This window comes from Mesorhizobium sp. YR577 (assembly GCF_900116595.1).
GTDB lineage: Bacteria > Pseudomonadota > Alphaproteobacteria > Rhizobiales > Rhizobiaceae > Mesorhizobium_M.
Map to the genome: position 1 here is coordinate 1 of NZ_FPBI01000049.1, position 18,181 is coordinate 18,181.

The 18,181-nt window shown below is 60.3% G+C and carries 15 protein-coding genes and 1 tRNA gene; 15 read left to right on the forward strand and 1 reads right to left on the reverse strand.

Annotated features, from left to right (window positions below; translation table 11 throughout):
• The 11 genes from BM413_RS31595 to rpoC form a co-directional block, all read left to right on the forward strand.
• Positions 1–579 (forward strand): EF-Tu C-terminal domain-related protein (locus BM413_RS31595; protein WP_175544526.1); only part of this gene is annotated, 579 nt, incomplete at its 5' end.
• A gap of 106 nt (positions 580–685) precedes the next feature.
• Positions 686–1,165 (forward strand): group II truncated hemoglobin, encoded by a 480-nt coding sequence (locus tag BM413_RS31600; RefSeq protein ID WP_091918810.1) that lies wholly within the window; start codon positions 686–688, stop codon positions 1,163–1,165.
• 65 nt (positions 1,166–1,230) lie between these two features.
• Positions 1,231–1,306 (forward strand) — tRNA-Trp (locus BM413_RS31605).
• A gap of 310 nt (positions 1,307–1,616) precedes the next feature.
• Positions 1,617–1,820: a preprotein translocase subunit SecE gene (gene secE, locus BM413_RS31610; RefSeq protein WP_091918811.1), complete on the forward strand. Its 204-nt coding sequence runs from the start codon at positions 1,617–1,619 to the stop codon at positions 1,818–1,820.
• A 28-nt stretch (positions 1,821–1,848) separates the two neighbouring features.
• Positions 1,849–2,376: a transcription termination/antitermination protein NusG gene (gene nusG, locus BM413_RS31615; protein WP_091918812.1), complete on the forward strand. Its 528-nt coding sequence runs from the start codon at positions 1,849–1,851 to the stop codon at positions 2,374–2,376.
• A gap of 157 nt (positions 2,377–2,533) precedes the next feature.
• Entirely contained in the window at positions 2,534–2,962 is a 429-nt protein-coding gene (gene rplK / locus BM413_RS31620) for a 50S ribosomal protein L11 (protein ID WP_091918813.1), read from the forward strand.
• Positions 2,963–2,966: 4 nt separating this feature from the next.
• Complete coding sequence (gene rplA, locus BM413_RS31625; protein ID WP_091918814.1) at positions 2,967–3,665, forward strand: 50S ribosomal protein L1; 699 nt, start codon at positions 2,967–2,969, stop codon at positions 3,663–3,665.
• A 362-nt stretch (positions 3,666–4,027) separates the two neighbouring features.
• Positions 4,028–4,546, forward strand: a complete 519-nt coding sequence (rplJ, locus tag BM413_RS31630) for a 50S ribosomal protein L10 (protein ID WP_091918815.1) — start codon at positions 4,028–4,030, stop codon at positions 4,544–4,546.
• 52 nt (positions 4,547–4,598) lie between these two features.
• Entirely contained in the window at positions 4,599–4,976 is a 378-nt protein-coding gene (gene rplL, locus BM413_RS31635) for a 50S ribosomal protein L7/L12 (RefSeq protein WP_091918816.1), read from the forward strand.
• Between the two features lie 204 nt (positions 4,977–5,180).
• Positions 5,181–9,323 (forward strand): DNA-directed RNA polymerase subunit beta, encoded by a 4,143-nt coding sequence (gene rpoB, locus BM413_RS31640; protein ID WP_091918817.1) that lies wholly within the window; start codon positions 5,181–5,183, stop codon positions 9,321–9,323.
• Positions 9,324–9,514: 191 nt separating this feature from the next.
• Positions 9,515–13,711 (forward strand): DNA-directed RNA polymerase subunit beta', encoded by a 4,197-nt coding sequence (rpoC, locus tag BM413_RS31645; protein WP_091918818.1) that lies wholly within the window; start codon positions 9,515–9,517, stop codon positions 13,709–13,711.
• A gap of 540 nt (positions 13,712–14,251) precedes the next feature.
• On the opposite strand, the gene BM413_RS31650 is transcribed toward rpoC, so the two are convergent.
• Positions 14,252–14,533 (reverse strand): transcriptional regulator, encoded by a 282-nt coding sequence (locus BM413_RS31650; protein ID WP_091918821.1) that lies wholly within the window; start codon positions 14,531–14,533, stop codon positions 14,252–14,254.
• 464 nt (positions 14,534–14,997) lie between these two features.
• On the opposite strand from BM413_RS31650, the gene rpsL reads away from it, so the two are divergent.
• The 4 genes from rpsL to BM413_RS32920 all read left to right on the forward strand — a co-directional run.
• Positions 14,998–15,369 (forward strand): 30S ribosomal protein S12, encoded by a 372-nt coding sequence (rpsL, locus tag BM413_RS31655; protein WP_008837709.1) that lies wholly within the window; start codon positions 14,998–15,000, stop codon positions 15,367–15,369.
• A 56-nt stretch (positions 15,370–15,425) separates the two neighbouring features.
• Positions 15,426–15,896: a 30S ribosomal protein S7 gene (gene rpsG / locus BM413_RS31660; RefSeq protein WP_056116530.1), complete on the forward strand. Its 471-nt coding sequence runs from the start codon at positions 15,426–15,428 to the stop codon at positions 15,894–15,896.
• 33 nt (positions 15,897–15,929) lie between these two features.
• Positions 15,930–18,020 (forward strand): elongation factor G, encoded by a 2,091-nt coding sequence (fusA, locus tag BM413_RS31665; RefSeq protein ID WP_091918819.1) that lies wholly within the window; start codon positions 15,930–15,932, stop codon positions 18,018–18,020.
• 66 nt (positions 18,021–18,086) lie between these two features.
• A partial coding sequence (locus BM413_RS32920; RefSeq protein ID WP_018010120.1) for a GTP-binding protein occupies positions 18,087–18,181 on the forward strand: 95 nt, incomplete at its 3' end.

Here is an 18,181-nt window from a genome sequence, read left to right on the forward strand (position 1 = left end):
CCTGAGCGTCCGATCGACCAGCCGTTCCTGATGCCGATCGAAGACGTGTTCTCGATCTCGGGCCGTGGCACGGTTGTGACCGGCCGCGTCGAGCGTGGCATCGTCAAGGTTGGCGAAGAACTTGAGATCGTCGGCATCCGCGCGACGTCGAAGACGACCTGCACGGGCGTCGAGATGTTCCGCAAGCTGCTCGACCAGGGTCAGGCCGGCGACAACATCGGCGCGCTGCTGCGCGGCGTTGATCGTGAAGGTGTCGAGCGCGGCCAGGTTCTGGCCAAGCCGGGTTCGGTCAAGCCGCACAAGAAGTTCAAGGCCGAAGCCTACATCCTGACGAAGGAAGAGGGTGGCCGTCATACGCCGTTCTTCACCAACTACCGTCCGCAGTTCTATTTCCGTACGACGGACGTGACGGGCATCGTGCAGTTGGCCGAAGGCACCGAAATGGTGATGCCGGGCGACAATGTGACGGTCGATGTCGAACTGATCGTGCCGATCGCGATGGAAGAGAAGCTCCGCTTCGCCATCCGTGAAGGCGGCCGCACCGTCGGTGCCGGCGTCGTCGTCACCATCGTCGAATAATAACGCAAACATCCGTTTGTCAGGAAAGGGCGGCTTCGGCCGCCCTTTCTCTTTTAAAGCGCCATCGTCGTTCCCATATGCTGCTTCCGCGAGCGAGGAGATTGCGATGACGAAGGACGTGCCGACGCTGTACGAATGGGCGGGAGGAACCGAAGCGCTCAATCGATTGACCAGCACCTTCTACGAAAAGGTTCTGGCTGACCCGCTTCTGGAGCCTGTCTTTCGGAATATGTCGGGCGATCATCCCGCTCACGTCGCAGCCTTCATCGGCGAGGTTTTTGGCGGCCCGGCCATCTACAGCGAGAAGCTTGGCGGCCATGCCGGAATGATCAAGCATCACCTCGGCCGCCATCTGACCGAAGAGCAGCGCCGGCGATGGATCGCGCTGATTCTCGACGCGGCAGACGAGGTCGGATTGCCTGACGATCCCGAATTCCGCTCGGCACTGGTGGCCTATCTCGAATGGGGTACGCGGTTGGCCAGGCTGAATTCGCAGGATGGCGCAGCGCCTGAGCTCAACGAGCCGATGCCGAAATGGGGCTGGGGCGTTCCCGGCGGGCCTTATCAACCGCCTTCCACGAATTGAGACGTTCGAAAACCATTCTCGGCTCTTGAAACGCGGACATCTTTGTGAAATGAAGCAGCCGCGATAGGGGTATAGCTCAGTTGGTAGAGCGGCGGTCTCCAAAACCGCAGGTCGCAGGTTCGAGCCCTGCTGCCCCTGCCAGCAACGCAGACCTTGCGGTCGCGAATTGTCGACATAGCCGTTGACGGGACGATTGGATGGTTCCGGCAAAGGGCGTTTGGCAGGTAAGACGGATTTTAGGCACTTGCATGTGTCGGGAATCGGTTTTATGTAGACACAACGGACACGCGGCGCGTGGAGCTGAACGATCGGCTTTACGCGCCCGAAATGCATGGGCGGAATATCGGCGCTGATTCGCGACGGATTTCGGTACCAGGCAAAGGCAGCTCCCGGCCAACGGGAACATCCAAGAGGCTCGGGTCTTTCCGGGTCTTCGAAAGCAGAGCGGCAAATGGCGTCAAAAACCACCAATCCTTTCACCTTCCTGCAGCAGGTAAGGTCGGAGACGGCAAAGGTGACTTGGCCGTCGCGGCGCGAAACGGTGATCTCGACGATCATGGTTCTCGTGTTCGCGGTGATTGCGATGATCTTTTTCTTCGCTGCCGATCAGTTAATGGCTCTCGGTGTCGAGTTGATCCTCGGCATCGGCCGCTGAATACCGGCGAATACGGAGAAGTTTTGAGATGACTGCGCGGTGGTACATCGTCCACGCTTACTCGAATTTCGAGAAGAAGGTCGCCGAAGATATTGTCAACAAGGCCAAGCAGAAGGGCCTGAGCGACCAGATCGAGCAGATCGTCGTGCCGACAGAAAAGGTCGTGGAAGTGCGTCGCGGCCGCAAGGTCGATGCCGAGCGCAAGTTCTTTCCGGGCTATGTGCTGCTTAAGGCGCATCTGACGGACGCTGTGTTCTCGCTCGTCAAGAACACGCCGAAGGTCACGGGTTTCCTCGGTGACTCGAAGCCGGTGCCGATCACGGAAGCTGAAGCCCAGCGCATCCTGAACCAGGTTCAGGAAGGCGTCGAGCGGCCGAAGCCGTCGGTCACTTTCGAGATCGGCGAAGCCATTCGCGTCTCGGACGGGCCTTTCGCTTCGTTCAACGGTTTCGTCCAGGAAGTGGACGAGGAGCGGGCGCGGCTCAAGGTGGAAGTTTCGATCTTCGGGCGCGCCGTGCCTGTCGATCTCGAATTCGGACAGGTCGAAAAGGGCTGATCCGAACGCTCGTTGCCGGTTTCGGTAACGGGCAGGCGACGGACGCAAGTCTGTTGTCGAAGCGGTGGGAGGAAGAGGCGGCTTAGCCGGCCGTGGTCTTCCGAACCACCAAACTGCAACCGCCGGAATATTCCGGCTTTGAAACAAGGCAGAGAGAATGGCTAAGAAAATTGCAGGCCAGCTCAAGCTTCAGGTCTCCGCGGGATCGGCAACGCCGTCGCCCCCGATCGGTCCTGCGCTTGGTCAGCGTGGCATCAACATCATGGAATTCTGCAAGGCGTTCAATGCGCAGACGCAGGAAATGGAAAAGGGTTCGCCCGTTCCGGTCGTGATTACGTACTATCAGGACAAGTCGTTCACCTTCGTCATGAAGACGCCGCCGGTGTCCTACTTCCTGAAGAAGGCCGCCAACCTGAAGTCGGGCTCCAAGGAGCCGGGCAAGATCGGTGCAGGCAAGATCAGCCGCGACAAGGTGCGCGAGATCGCCGAAGCCAAGATGAAGGACCTGAACGCGAACGACGTGGAAGCGGCGATGCGCATGGTCGAAGGTTCCGCCCGCTCGATGGGCCTGGAAGTGGTGGGCTGAGATCATGGCAAAGATTGCAAAGCGCGTAGCCAAGTCCCGCGAGGGCATCGACGTCAACAAGGCTTACGGCCTGGGCGAGGCGATCCAGCTTCTCAAGGACCGTTCCACGGTCAAGTTCGACGAGACCATCGAAATCTCGATGAATCTCGGCGTCGATCCGCGTCACGCCGACCAGATGGTCCGTGGCGTCGTCAACCTGCCGAACGGCACGGGCCGCACGGTTCGCGTCGCGGTGTTCGCCAAGGATGCGAAGGCTGATGAAGCCCGCGCTGCTGGCGCTGACATCGTCGGTGCGGAAGATCTGGTCGAGATCGTCCAGAAGGGCACGATCGATTTCGATCGCTGCATCGCCACGCCGGATATGATGCCGCTGGTTGGTCGTCTCGGTAAGGTTCTCGGCCCCCGCGGCATGATGCCGAACCCGAAGGTCGGAACCGTGACCATGGACATCGCCGCCGCCGTCAAGGCGTCCAAGGGCGGTGCGGTCGAGTTCCGCGTCGAAAAGGCCGGCATCATTCATGGCGGCGTCGGCAAGGTTTCCTTCGACGTCAAGGCGCTGGAAGAAAACATCCGCGCTTTCGCCGATGCGGTGAACAAGGCCAAGCCGGCTGGCGCCAAGGGCGTCTACGTCAAGAAGGTGTCCGTCACCTCGACGATGGGCCCCGGCCTGAAGGTCGATCTCTCGACCCTCGCCACGGCTTGATCGATTGAATCGGGATCAGGCTGTAATGGCCTGATTCCCTGAAGAATTCCGGGTTTTAACCGACCCGGATCCGGAGGCGGGAAACCGCTTTCGGAAATCCTGTCCGAGATTGCAGGCGGCTCGCCTTAATTCATATGGGCCTGCATGAGACGGGTGAAGACCCGACAACGGAGCGAACGCTCCAATGAAAGGTTCGAACCGTGTTTGCCTTTTGTCTGCACACCGGCGTGCTGGTGTGGCGATAAGGGGGGCAGGATCCTCGAGCGCCGTTCGGGAGATCTGGAATTTCTGGATAGCCCGCCCGGCAAAAGGCAACCCGGCAGTCATTTCACAGTGAGATGGCTGTCAACTGGAGATAGGCAGTGGACAGAGCGGAAAAACGCGAACTCGTCACGGGCCTGAATGAAGCGTTCTCGAACGCCGGTTCAGTCGTCGTGGCCCACTATGCCGGTATCACCGTTGCGCAGATGAACGACCTTCGGTCGAAAATGCGCGCAGCCGGTGGCACCGTCAAAGTCGCGAAGAACCGCCTCGCCAAAATCGCTCTTCAGGGCACGGAATCCGAAGGCATCATCGACCTGTTCACCGGACAGACGCTGATTGCTTATTCGGAAGATCCAATTGCCGCGCCGAAGGTCGCGTCCGATTTCGCCAAGGGCAATGACAAGCTTGTCATTCTCGGCGGCTCGATGGGCACGACCGCACTCAACGCCGACGGTGTGAAGGCTCTTGCCACACTCCCGTCGCTCGATGAGCTGCGCGCACGTCTGGTTGGCATGATCGCCACCCCGGCTACCAGGATCGCCCAGGTCGTCAACGCACCGGCAGCTCAGCTTGCCCGCGTGTTTGGCGCCTATGCCCGGAAGGACGAGGCGGCATGAGGTTGTTCCTCGCTGTCATCAACATTTGTTCGAACTTTGAAGGAAACTAAAAATGACTGATCTCACCAAGATCGTAGACGACCTTTCGAAGCTGACCGTCCTCGAGGCGGCCGAGCTGTCGAAGCTTCTGGAAGAAAAGTGGGGCGTTTCGGCTGCGGCTCCCGTGGCTGTTGCTGCTGCTGGCGGCGGTGCCGCTGCTGCTGCTCCGGTTGAAGAGAAGACCGAATTCGACGTCGTTCTCGTCGACGCCGGCGCTCAGAAGATCAACGTGATCAAGGAAGTGCGCGCGATCACCGGTCTCGGCCTCAAGGAAGCCAAGGACCTGGTGGAAGCCGCTCCGAAGCCGGTCAAGGAAGCCGTCGCCAAGGCGGACGCCGACAAGATCAAGGCTCAGCTCGAAGCAGCTGGCGCCAAGGTCGAACTGAAGTAAGCGTTACGGCTTTCGGCGGACGGTTTTGCCGTCCGCCGATCCCGCGTGACGCGAAAGCGTTTGGAGAACCTCTTTCCTGAAGGCCGGAAACGGCTTTCAGGAAACGGGTTTTCGCCCGTTTCAGATGGACCGCCGGCGGAAGGCGGTCATGTATTGCAAGGCGCGAGATGCAGCGCGCCCCAAGAGAGGCAGCAAGGAGCGACGATGGCCCAGACCCAGACTTTCAATGGCCGCAGACGCGTACGCAAATTCTTCGGGAACATCCCGGAAGTTGCGGAGATGCCGAACCTGATCGAGGTTCAGAAGGCATCTTATGACCAGTTCCTGATGGTGGACGAGCCCAAGGGCGGCCGTCCTGACGAAGGACTGCAGGCCGTTTTCAAGTCGGTCTTCCCGATCTCGGACTTTTCCGGCGCATCGATGCTGGAATTCGTCAAGTACGAGTTCGAGGCACCGAAATTCGACGTTGACGAATGCCGTCAGCGCGACCTGACCTATGCAGCGCCGCTGAAGGTGACGCTGCGCCTTATCGTGTTCGATATCGACGAGGATACCGGCTCCAAGTCCATCAAGGACATCAAGGAGCAGGACGTCTACATGGGCGACATGCCGCTCATGACGCTCAACGGCACCTTCATCATCAACGGCACCGAGCGCGTCATCGTTTCGCAGATGCACCGTTCGCCGGGCGTGTTCTTCGACCATGACAAGGGCAAGTCGCACTCGTCGGGCAAGCTTCTGTTTGCCGCGCGCGTCATCCCTTATCGCGGTTCGTGGCTCGACATCGAGTTCGACTCGAAGGACGTCGTGCATGCCCGTATCGACCGCCGCCGCAAGATTCCGGTGACGTCGCTGCTGATGGCGCTTGGCATGGACGGTGAAGAGATCCTCTCCACCTTCTACAACAAGATCGAATACAAGCAGTCGGGCGACCATTGGCGCATTCCCTTCACCGTGGATCGCTTCCGCGGCTTGAAGGCTGTCGATGATCTGGTCGATGCCGACACCGGCGAAATCGTCGTCGAAGCCGGCAAGAAGATCACTGCGCGTCAGGCCAAGCAGCTTGCCGACAAGGGTCTGAAGGCGATCAAGGCGACGCAGGACGATCTCTACGGCAGCTATCTGGCTGAAGACGTGGTTGATTTCGCGACCGGCGAAATCTTCCTCGAAGCCGGCGACGAGATCGACGAGAAGACCCTTAAGGTTCTGCTCTCGACGGGCGCTGAGGAATTCACCGTTCTCGACATCGATCACATCAATGTCGGCGGCTATATCCGCAACACGCTCGCCGTCGACAAGAACGAAAGCCGCCAGGACGCGCTGTTCGACATCTATCGCGTCATGCGTCCGGGCGAGCCGCCCACCATTGACACCGCCGAAGCGATGTTCAATTCGCTGTTCTTTGACGCCGACCGCTACGACCTTTCGGCCGTCGGCCGCGTCAAGATGAACATGCGTCTCGACCTGAAGGCCGAGGACACCGTGCGCGTGCTGCGCAAGGAAGACATCCTTGCCGTGGTCAAGACGCTGGTCGAACTGCGCGACGGCAAGGGCGAGATCGACGACATCGACAATCTCGGCAACCGCCGTGTGCGTTCTGTCGGCGAACTGATGGAAAACCAGTACCGCGTCGGCCTGCTCCGCATGGAGCGCGCGATCAAGGAACGCATGTCCTCGATCGAGATCGACACGGTCATGCCGCAGGACCTGATCAACGCCAAGCCGGCGGCTGCCGCCGTGCGCGAGTTCTTCGGTTCCTCGCAGCTTTCGCAGTTCATGGACCAGACCAACCCGCTGTCGGAGATCACCCACAAGCGTCGTCTTTCGGCGCTTGGACCCGGTGGTCTGACCCGCGAGCGCGCCGGCTTCGAAGTGCGCGACGTGCACCCAACGCATTACGGCCGCATCTGCCCGATCGAAACGCCGGAAGGCCCGAACATCGGCCTGATCAACTCGCTGGCGACGTTTGCGCGCGTCAACAAGTACGGCTTCATCGAAACGCCTTACCGCAAGATCGTCGACGGTAAGGTGACGCTGGACGTCAGCTACCTCTCGGCGATGGAAGAGTCGAAGCACTATGTCGCGCAGGCTAACGCCTTGCTCGACGAGAACGGCGCTTTCGTCGACGAATTTGTCATTTGCCGCCATGCCGGCGAAGTGATGATGGCGCCGCGCGAAAACGTCGATCTCATGGACGTGTCACCGAAGCAGCTCGTGTCTGTTGCTGCGGCTCTGATCCCGTTCCTGGAAAACGACGACGCCAACCGCGCTCTGATGGGCTCGAACATGCAGCGTCAGGCCGTGCCGCTGGTGCGCGCCGAAGCGCCGTTCGTCGGCACCGGCATGGAGCCGATCGTCGCTCGTGACTCCGGTGCCGCCATCGGCGCCCGTCGCGGCGGCATCGTCGACCAGGTTGATGCGACGCGTATCGTCATCCGCGCAACGGAAGATCTCGATCCGGGCAAGTCCGGCGTCGATATCTACCGGCTGATGAAGTTCCAGCGTTCGAACCAGAACACCTGCATCAACCAGCGTCCGCTGGTGCGCATGGGCGACCACGTCAACAAGGGCGACATCATTGCCGACGGTCCTTCGACCGATCTCGGCGATCTGGCGCTCGGCCGCAACGTGCTCGTCGCGTTCATGCCGTGGAACGGCTACAACTACGAGGACTCGATCCTGCTCTCCGAGCGTATCGTGGCCGACGACGTCTTCACCTCGATCCACATCGAGGAGTTCGAGGTCATGGCCCGCGACACGAAGCTCGGACCGGAGGAAATCACGCGCGACATTCCGAACGTTTCGGAAGAAGCACTGAAGAACCTCGACGAAGCCGGCATTGTCTATATCGGTGCGGAAGTGCTGCCGGGCGACATTCTGGTTGGCAAGATCACGCCGAAGGGTGAAAGCCCGATGACGCCGGAAGAAAAGCTTCTGCGCGCCATCTTTGGCGAAAAGGCTTCGGACGTACGTGACACCTCCATGCGCATGCCGCCCGGAACCTACGGTACGGTCGTCGAAGTCCGCGTGTTCAACCGCCACGGCGTCGAAAAAGACGAACGTGCGATGGCGATCGAGCGCGAGGAAATCGAACGTCTGGCCAAGGACCGTGACGACGAGCAGGCAATTCTCGACCGCAACGTCTACAGCCGCCTGAGCGACGTGCTCATCGGCAAGGATGCGATTGCCGGACCGAAGGGCTTCAAGAAGGGCTCGAGCGTCGGCAAGGACACTCTGGAAGAGTATCCGCGTTCGCAGTGGTGGCAGTTTGCCGTCGAGGACGAGAAGCAGCAGAGCGAACTCGAAGCTCTGCGCGGCCAGTACGACGATTCCAAGAAGGCGCTTGAACAGCGCTTCATGGACAAGGTCGAGAAGGTGCAGCGCGGCGACGAGATGCCGCCCGGCGTCATGAAGATGGTCAAGGTCTTCGTGGCCGTGAAGCGCAAGATGCAGCCCGGCGACAAGATGGCCGGCCGTCACGGCAACAAGGGTGTCGTGTCGCGTATCGTTCCGGTCGAGGACATGCCGTTCCTCGAGGACGGCACGCATGCGGATATCGTGCTCAACCCGCTGGGTGTGCCGAGCCGTATGAATGTCGGCCAGATTCTGGAAACGCATCTGGGCTGGGCTTGCGCCGGCATGGGCAGGAAGATCGGCGAACTGATCGAGGCCTACAAGGCTGGTGGCAACGCCGACATCAAGCCGCTGCGGGACGAGATCGAGCACCTGATCCCGGACAACGACCGCAACGAGCCGGTTCGCCAGTTCGACGACGAGTCCATCGTTCGCCTCGGCGAGCAGATGAGGCGCGGCGTCTCCATTGCGACCCCGGTGTTCGACGGCGCGCATGAAGTCCACATCAATGAGATGCTGGAAACTGCGGGCCTTCACTCAAGCGGTCAGTCGCAGCTCTATGACGGGCGTACCGGCGAGCCGTTCGATCGCAAGGTGACGATGGGCTATATCTATATGCTCAAGCTTCACCATCTCGTGGACGACAAGATCCACGCGCGTTCGATCGGACCGTACTCGCTCGTTACACAGCAGCCGCTGGGCGGCAAGGCGCAGTTCGGTGGCCAGCGCTTCGGCGAAATGGAGGTCTGGGCGCTCGAAGCTTACGGCGCCGCCTACACGCTGCAGGAAATGCTGACCGTGAAGTCGGACGACGTGGCAGGCCGTACCAAGGTCTACGAGGCGATCGTGCGTGGCGACGACTCCTTCGAGGCAGGCATTCCGGAGAGCTTCAACGTTCTCGTCAAGGAAATGCGCTCGCTGGGTCTCAATGTCGAACTGGAAAACACCAGGATCGACGAGCAGCCGACGCGTCTGCCTGACGCTGCCGAATAGGCGAATAAGGCGAACCGCGGAGCGCGATTGCTCTCTGCGGTTCGCCGATAAATTCATGCGGCCGCACGATCGGCCGCTCGTACGGATCCGGTGACGCCAGCGAAGCGGCGGCGATCGAGCGGATCACCCAAGGGGCTAAATCGCCCGGTAATATTCGAATAGGGGCCTTCGGTCCCGAGAAGGAGAACGGCATGAACCAAGAGGTCATGAATCTCTTCAACAACAACGCCCCGGCGCAGGTGTTCGATTCCATCCGGATTTCGCTCGCCAGCCCGGAAAAGATCCTGTCCTGGTCGTTCGGCGAGATCAAGAAGCCGGAGACGATCAACTACCGTACGTTCAAGCCGGAACGCGACGGGTTGTTCTGCGCGCGCATCTTCGGGCCGATCAAGGACTATGAGTGCCTGTGCGGCAAGTACAAGCGCATGAAGTACAAGGGCGTCATCTGCGAAAAGTGCGGCGTGGAAGTTACGCTGTCGCGCGTTCGCCGCGAGCGCATGGGCCATATCGAGCTCGCAGCACCCGTCGCCCACATCTGGTTCCTGAAGTCGCTGCCTTCGCGCATCGGCACGCTGCTCGACATGACGCTCAAGGATATCGAGCGCGTTCTCTATTTCGAGAACTACATCGTCACCGAGCCGGGCCTGACCGCGCTTAAGGAAAACCAGCTTCTTTCCGAAGAAGAATACATGATCGCCGTCGACGAGTATGGCGAGGACCAGTTCACCGCCATGATCGGCGCTGAGGCCATTCATGACCTTCTGGCAGGCATGGACCTGGAGAAGATCGCGGGCGACCTGCGCTCCGAGCTTGCCTCGACCACGTCGGAACTGAAGCAGAAGAAGTATCTCAAGCGCCTGAAGGTGGTCGAGAACTTCATGGAATCCGGCAACCGTCCGGAATGGATGATCATGAAGGTCGTCCCGGTCATCCCGCCGGACCTGCGTCCGCTGGTGCCGCTGGATGGCGGCCGCTTCGCGACGTCCGACCTGAACGATCTCTATCGCCGCGTCATCAACCGTAACAACCGCCTGAAGCGCCTTATCGAGCTTCGCGCGCCGGGCATCATCATCCGCAACGAGAAGCGCATGCTTCAGGAAGCGGTCGATGCACTGTTCGACAACGGCCGCCGCGGCCGTGTCATCACGGGTGCCAACAAGCGTCCGCTGAAGTCGCTGTCCGACATGCTCAAGGGCAAGCAGGGCCGGTTCCGCCAGAACCTGCTCGGCAAGCGCGTCGACTATTCCGGCCGTTCGGTCATCGTGACCGGTCCGGAGCTCAAGCTGCACCAGTGCGGCCTGCCGAAGAAGATGGCGCTCGAGCTGTTCAAGCCGTTCATCTACGCCCGCCTCGACGCCAAGGGTTACTCCTCGACCGTCAAGCAGGCCAAGAAGCTGGTCGAAAAGGAAAAGCCGGAAGTCTGGGATATCCTCGACGAGGTCATCCGCGAGCATCCGGTTCTGCTCAATCGCGCTCCGACGCTTCACCGCCTCGGCATCCAGGCGTTCGAGCCGATCCTGATCGAAGGCAAGGCGATCCAGCTTCACCCGCTGGTCTGCACGGCCTTCAACGCCGACTTCGACGGTGACCAGATGGCCGTTCACGTGCCGCTGTCGCTTGAAGCTCAGCTTGAAGCGCGTGTCCTGATGATGTCGACCAACAACATCCTGCACCCGGCCTCCGGCGCACCGATCATCGTGCCGTCGCAGGACATGGTGCTGGGCCTGTACTACCTGTCGATCGTCAACCAGAACGAGCCGGGCGAGGGCATGGTGTTTGCCGACATGGGCGAACTCCAGCACGCACTCGAGACCAAGGCTGTTACGCTGCATGCCAAGATCCGCGGCCGTTTCCGTACGGTCGATGCGGAAGGCAACGTCGTGTCGAAGATCCATGACACCACGCCCGGCCGCATGATCATCGGCGAGCTTCTGCCGAAGAACGTCAATGTGCCTTACGAGACCGCCAACCAGGAGATGACCAAGAAGAACATCTCCAAGATGATCGACACGGTCTACCGCCACTGCGGTCAGAAAGAGACGGTCATTTTCTGCGATCGCATCATGGCTCTCGGTTTTGCCCATGCCTGCCGCGCCGGCATTTCGTTCGGCAAGGACGACATGCTGATCCCGGACGCCAAGGAAAAGCTGGTCGCCGACACCGAGGCGCTCGCGAAGGAATACGAGCAGCAGTACAATGACGGCCTGATCACTCAGGGCGAAAAGTACAACAAGGTCGTCGATGCTTGGGCCAAGTGCTCGGAAAAGGTCGCCGACGAGATGATGGCCCGCATCAAGGCCGTCGAGTTCGAGGACAATGGCCGTCAGAAGCCGATGAACTCGATCTACATGATGTCGCATTCGGGTGCGCGTGGTTCGCCCACCCAGATGCGTCAGCTCGCCGGCATGCGCGGCCTGATGGCCAAGCCTTCGGGCGAGATCATCGAAACGCCGATCATCTCGAACTTCAAGGAAGGTCTGACCGTTCTTGAATACTTCAACTCGACCCACGGCGCCCGCAAGGGTCTGGCCGACACCGCGTTGAAGACGGCAAACTCCGGCTACCTGACCCGTCGTCTCGTCGACGTGGCGCAGGATTGCATCGTCAACTCCGTCGACTGCGGCACCGACAAGGGCCTCACCATGCAGCCGATCGTCGATGCCGGCCAGGTCGTTGCCTCACTCGGACAGCGCGTTCTCGGACGCACGGCGCTCGACGACATCAACCACCCGCTTACGGGTGACCTGATCGTCAAGGCCGGCACTCTGATGGACGAGCGCGACGTCGAGCAGATCGAAAAGGCTGCGATCCAGTCGATCCGCATCCGCTCGGCGCTGACCTGCGAAGTCAAGACCGGCGTCTGCGCCGTCTGCTACGGACGTGACCTTGCCCGCGGTACCCCGGTCAACCAGGGTGAAGCGGTCGGCGTCATCGCCGCGCAGTCGATCGGCGAGCCGGGCACCCAGCTCACCATGCGTACCTTCCACATGGGCGGTACGGCGCAGGTGGTGGACAGCTCGTTCCTTGAAGCCTCGTATGAGGGCAAGGTCGAGATCCGCAACCGCAACGTGGTTCGCAACTCCGACGGCCAGCTCATGGTCATGGGCCGCAACATGGCGGTCCTGATCCTGGACGAAGCCGGCAAGGAACGCGCCACGCACCGCGTCACCTATGGTTCGCGTATCTTCGTGGACGATGGCGACAAGGTGAAGCGCGGCCAGCGTATCGCCGAGTGGGACCCGTATACCCGCCCGATCCTCACCGAAATCGAGGGCAGGGTGGTGTTCGAGGATCTGGTCGACGGCATCTCCGTTCAGGAAACGGCCGACGAATCGACCGGCATCACCAAGCGTGAAGTCATCGACTGGCGTTCGACCCCGCGCGGTTCGGACCTCAAGCCGGCGCTCGCGATCCACGATGCCAAGGGCAAGGTCGGCAAGCTCGCCAAGGGCGGCGATGCACGCTTCCTGCTCTCGGTCGAGGCGATCCTTTCGGTCGAACCGGGTTCCATGGTTCGTCCGGGCGACGTGATTGCGCGTATCCCGATGGAAAGCGCGAAGACGAAGGACATCACCGGCGGTCTGCCGCGTGTTGCCGAACTCTTCGAGGCTCGCCGTCCGAAGGATCACGCCATCATCGCCGAGATCGACGGTACGATCCGCTTCGGGCGCGACTACAAGAACAAGCGCCGCATCATCATCGAGCCGCATGACTCGACAATGGAGCCGGTCGAATACCTGATCCCGAAGGGCAAGCCGTTCCATCTTCAGGACGGTGATGCGATCGAGAAGGGCGACTACATCCTCGACGGCAATCCGGCGCCGCACGACATTCTGGCGATCAAGGGCGTGGAGGCTCTGGCCTCGTATCTCGTCAATGAAATCCAGGAAGTCTACCGGTTGCAGGGCGTGTTGATCAACGACAAGCACATCGAGGTGATCGTTCGCCAGATGCTGCAGAAGGTCGAGATCACGGCACAGGGCGACTCGATCTACATTCCGGGCGACCATGTCGACGTGATCGAGTTCGACGAGATCAACGATCGTCTGATCGAGGAAGGCAAGAAGCCTGCAGAAGGCCAGCCGGTGCTGCTCGGCATCACCAAGGCTTCGCTGCAGACGCCGTCCTTCATCTCGGCCGCCTCCTTCCAGGAGACGACCCGCGTGCTCACCGAAGCAGCCGTTGCCGGCAAGACCGACATGCTGCAGGGCCTGAAGGAAAACGTCATCGTCGGCCGTCTCATCCCGGCCGGCACAGGTGGCCAGATGAGCCAGATCCGTCGCATCGCGACGCATCGCGACGAACTTATCCTCGACGAGCGTCGCAAGACGTCCGGCGTGGAAGTCGCCGACCCGATGCTGACCGACATGGTCAACGCAGCTCAGTAAGCTTTTGGGCTGTTGGTAAAGAAATGCCGCCGGGGCGACCCGGCGGCATTTTTGTTTGAGCCTCGATGTCTGTGCGTTGCCGGACACTCCCATATGGGGGGTGACAGCGCATCAGCCGGAAGACGATACTAGCCGGGACGATTGCCGACGGTCGCAGATTCGGGCGGGAAGCCTGCGGCCAGAGTGATCCGAGTGGTTGATCCGTTCGCGGGATCTTGATGCAACAGAGGCAGTCCACTTATTCTGCCTCGGGGACACCGCCAATCTCTGTCCGGGGGCATGGCCGACAACAGGAGAGATGGCTGGGTGTGTTTCGACAATGTCGAACTGCATTGTCTCGTGTGTGACGGTTCCTTGCGCTGCATGGTTTTAGCGCGCAAGCTCGAGGGGGAAGGTTGAGAGATCAGTTTCAGACTACGCGGCTTCGATCGGAGGTCTAACCTCCATCTCCGCGCTTTGGCCGTCCGGCTGTGCCCCATCCGGACGGCCTTTTTGATTCTCGAATCAAGCCCAATCGGCGCAGAGCCCTTTTTCAGGAACTCAGTTCGCTTCGTTGAAGGTAACGATGGACACGTCGCCTTCCAGCGCGCCCTGAAACGCGGACAGATGCGGCTCGTCGTCGGGCTCGCCCTCCATATCGCCGATCTGGTCGAGCTCGGCTTCGGCATATCCTTCCTTCGCCAGGGCCTCCAAAGCCCGGCGCACCGCCGAATCATCGTCCGGCGCGACCAGCATCACGTGGACACCTTCTGATTTTCCGCCTTTTCTGCGCCAGACTCGGCCTGTGATGATGGTTACGGGGCGTTCTTCGTTGTCGTTCATCAGTGATTCCATTATTCAGGCAGCTATTGTCGTACATGAGCGGTTTTTCGCATGAAGATCGGGCAGGGGACAGACAAAAGCGTGTCACTTTCTTTTTCGCAATTGCGAAATCGCGAAAGAAAATGTCGCCGACCGCGCCGGAGCCGTTCAAGTCGCGGTTTTGTTAAGATATTTGGGCGGTCGGGCTTGACGATGTTCGAGGTAGCGCGTATTAGCCGCCTCGTCTGAACCCATGTGAGGTCTGGCTTTCCGGCGCGACACGCTCTGGAGTTTGCCTCAAACAAGGTTCGTTTTACGAGCGACTACACATTTCCGGCGTGCATGAGGCGGGTTCCGCTTCCTCTGCTTTTGTTCGGGCGCACCGCGAATTCGCGGTTTGTGGCCCGAATTTGCGTATGGAAATACCGCTTGAAGCCGCCCGTGAATGGGCCCGAGACACGGAATTTGAGAGACAAGAGGGTTTAATGCCTACCGTCAACCAGCTGATCCGCAAGCCGCGCATTGCGCCGGTAAAGCGCAATAAGGTTCCGGCCATGCAGGCCAATCCGCAGAAGCGGGGCGTCTGCACGCGCGTCTATACGACGACGCCGAAGAAGCCGAACTCCGCGCTCCGTAAGGTCGCGAAAATCCGCCTGACCAATGGCTTCGAAGTGATTGGCTACATTCCTGGTGAAGGTCACAACCTTCAGGAGCACTCCGTGGTCATGATCCGCGGCGGCCGCGTGAAGGATCTTCCGGGTGTGCGTTACCACATCATCCGCGGCGTGCTCGACACGCAGGGCGTGAAGAACCGCAAGCAGCGCCGCTCGAAGTACGGCGCCAAGCGTCCGAAATAAGGTTTACCGGCTCAGGCGCTTTTGTTGCCGAGCCTCGAAGTTGAGAGACGAGAACCATGTCCCGACGCCATAGTGCAGAGAAGCGTGAGATCAACCCGGACCCCAAGTTCGGCGATCTGATCGTTACGAAATTCATGAACGCCGTCATGTATGACGGCAAGAAGTCGGTCGCCGAGACGATCGTCTACGGTGCCCTTGATCAGGTTCAGGCCAAGACCAAGCAGGAGCCGGTGACGGTTTTCCATCAGGCGCTCGACAATGTCGCGCCGCACGTCGAGGTTCGTTCGCGCCGCGTCGGTGGTGCAACCTATCAGGTTCCGGTCGACGTCCGTCCGGAGCGCCGTCAGGCGCTTGCCATTCGCTGGCTGATCACTGCTGCTCGCAACCGTAACGAGACGACCATGGTCGACCGTCTGTCGGGCGAACTGATGGATGCTGCCAACAACCGTGGCACCGCCGTCAAGAAGCGTGAAGACACCCACAAGATGGCTGAAGCCAACCGCGCGTTCGCGCACTACCGCTGGTAACGGCGCGAACGGACTTACAGGAAGGCATCCATCATGGCCCGCGAATATAAAATCGAAGACTACCGCAATTTCGGCATCATGGCGCATATCGACGCCGGCAAGACGACGACGACCGAGCGCGTCCTCTATTACACGGGCAAGTCGCACAAGATCGGCGAAGTCCATGACGGCGCTGCTACCATGGACTGGATGGAGCAGGAGCAGGAGCGTGGTATCACCATCACCTCCGCTGCTACGACGACCTACTGGAAGGGTCGCGACGGCAAGATGCGCCGCTTCAACATCATCGACACGCCCGGCCACGTCGATTTCACCATTGAAGTCGAGCGCTCGCTGCGCGTTCTCGACGGCGCGATCGCTCTTCTGGACGCGAACGCTGGTGTCGAGCCGCAGACGGAAACCGTCTGGCGCCAGGCTGACAAGTATCATGTCCCGCGCATGATTTTCTGCAACAAGATGGACAAGATCGGCGCCGATTTCTATCGCTCGGCCGAAATGATCAAGACCCGTCTTGGCGCCACCGCCATTGTCATGCAGCTGCCGATCGGCGCTGAGACCGAATTCAAGGGCGTTGTCGATCTGATCGAGATGAACGCGCTGGTTTGGCGCGACGAGAGCCTCGGCGCTGCCTGGGATGTCGTCGAAATCCCGGCCGATCTCAAGGACCGCGCTGAAGAGTACCGCGAGCGTATGATCGAGACGGCCGTCGAAATGGACGAGACCGCGCTTGAGAACTACCTCGATGGCAAGATGCCGACGAATGACGAACTGCGCGCTCTGATCCGCAAGGGCACGATCGCCGTCAAGTTCTTCCCGATGTTCTGTGGCTCGGCCTTCAAGAACAAGGGCGTTCAGCCGCTGCTCGACGCCGTTGTCGAGTTCCTGCCTTCGCCGATCGACGTTCCGGCGATCAAGGGTATCGATCCCAAGACCGAAGCCGACATGGTTCGCCTGCCGAACGATGAAGAGCCTCTGTCGATGCTGGCCTTCAAGGTCATGAACGATCCGTTCGTTGGCTCGCTGACCTTCTGCCGCATCTACTCCGGCAAGGTCGCCAAGGGCGCTTCGCTCGAGAACACCGTCAAGGGCAAGAAAGAGCGCATCGGCCGCATGCTGCAGATGCACTCCAACTCGCGCTCCGACATCGAAGAGGCCTACGCCGGCGACATCGTCGCTTTGGCTGGTCTCAAGGAGACGACCACTGGCGATACGCTTTGCGATCCGCTGAAGCCGGTTATCCTCGAGCGCATGGAATTCCCCGAGCCGGTCATCCAGATCGCGATCGAGCCGAAGACCAAGGGCGACCAGGAAAAGATGGGCCTCGCGCTGCATCGCCTGGCTGCCGAGGATCCGTCCTTCCGCGTCAAGACTGACGAAGAGTCGGGCCAGACCATCATCGCCGGCATGGGCGAGCTTCACCTCGACATCATCGTCGATCGCATGAAGCGCGAATACAAGGTCGAGGCCAACGTCGGCGCGCCGCAGGTTGCGTATCGCGAAACCATCACGCGTACTCACGAACAGGACTACACCCACAAGAAGCAGTCGGGTGGTACCGGTCAGTTCGCCCGCGTCAAGATCGTGTTCGAGCCGAACCCCGAAGGCGAAGATTTCGTGTTCGAGTCCAAGATCGTCGGCGGTGCGGTTCCCAAGGAATACGTACCGGGTGTCGAAAAGGGCATTCGCAGCGTTCTGTCGTCCGGTCCTTTCGCAGGCTTCCCGATGATCGCCGTCAAGGCGACCCTCATCGACGGTGCCTTCCACGATGTCGACTCCTCGGTTCTGGCGTTCGAAATCGCTGGTCGTGCGTGTCTTCGCGAAGCTGCCCCGAAGCTCGGCGTTCAGCTGCTCGAGCCGGTCATGAAGGTCGAAGTCGTGACGCCGGAAGACTATGTCGGCAGCGTTATCGGCGATCTGAACAGCCGTCGTGGCCAGATCCAGGGCCAGGAAAGCCGTGGTGTCGCCGTGGTCGTCAATGCGATGGTCCCGCTGGCCAACATGTTCAAATATGTGGACAGCCTGCGCTCGATGTCGCAGGGCCGCGCCCAGTACTCGATGACTTTCGACCACTACGAAGCGGTTCCGACTGCAGTGGCTCAGGAAGTTCAGAAGAAATACGCGTAATTCCGAGGAATTGCGTCTGTAAGTTAATTCAACGCCCTAACGGGCTGCAAGGAATGGAGACTTCACATGGCTAAGAGTAAATTTGAGCGCAACAAGCCGCATGTGAACATTGGCACGATTGGTCACGTTGACCATGGCAAGACGTCATTGACGGCTGCGAT

Excerpts from the sequence above, each read along its gene's own strand:
- BM413_RS31600 (WP_091918810.1), top strand. The coding sequence starts at position 686 with ATGACGAAGGACGTGCCGACGCTGTACGAATGGGCGGGAGGAACCGAA.
- secE (WP_091918811.1), top strand. The coding sequence starts at position 1,617 with ATGGCGTCAAAAACCACCAATCCTTTCACCTTCCTGCAGCAGGTAAGG.
- nusG (WP_091918812.1), top strand. The coding sequence starts at position 1,849 with ATGACTGCGCGGTGGTACATCGTCCACGCTTACTCGAATTTCGAGAAG.
- rplK (WP_091918813.1), top strand. The coding sequence starts at position 2,534 with ATGGCTAAGAAAATTGCAGGCCAGCTCAAGCTTCAGGTCTCCGCGGGA.
- rplA (WP_091918814.1), top strand. The coding sequence starts at position 2,967 with ATGGCAAAGATTGCAAAGCGCGTAGCCAAGTCCCGCGAGGGCATCGAC.
- rplL (WP_091918816.1), top strand. The coding sequence starts at position 4,599 with ATGACTGATCTCACCAAGATCGTAGACGACCTTTCGAAGCTGACCGTC.
- rpoB (WP_091918817.1), top strand. The coding sequence starts at position 5,181 with ATGGCCCAGACCCAGACTTTCAATGGCCGCAGACGCGTACGCAAATTC.
- rpoC (WP_091918818.1), top strand. The coding sequence starts at position 9,515 with ATGAACCAAGAGGTCATGAATCTCTTCAACAACAACGCCCCGGCGCAG.
- BM413_RS31650 (WP_091918821.1), bottom strand. The coding sequence starts at position 14,533 with ATGAACGACAACGAAGAACGCCCCGTAACCATCATCACAGGCCGAGTC.
- rpsL (WP_008837709.1), top strand. The coding sequence starts at position 14,998 with ATGCCTACCGTCAACCAGCTGATCCGCAAGCCGCGCATTGCGCCGGTA.
- rpsG (WP_056116530.1), top strand. The coding sequence starts at position 15,426 with ATGTCCCGACGCCATAGTGCAGAGAAGCGTGAGATCAACCCGGACCCC.
- fusA (WP_091918819.1), top strand. The coding sequence starts at position 15,930 with ATGGCCCGCGAATATAAAATCGAAGACTACCGCAATTTCGGCATCATG.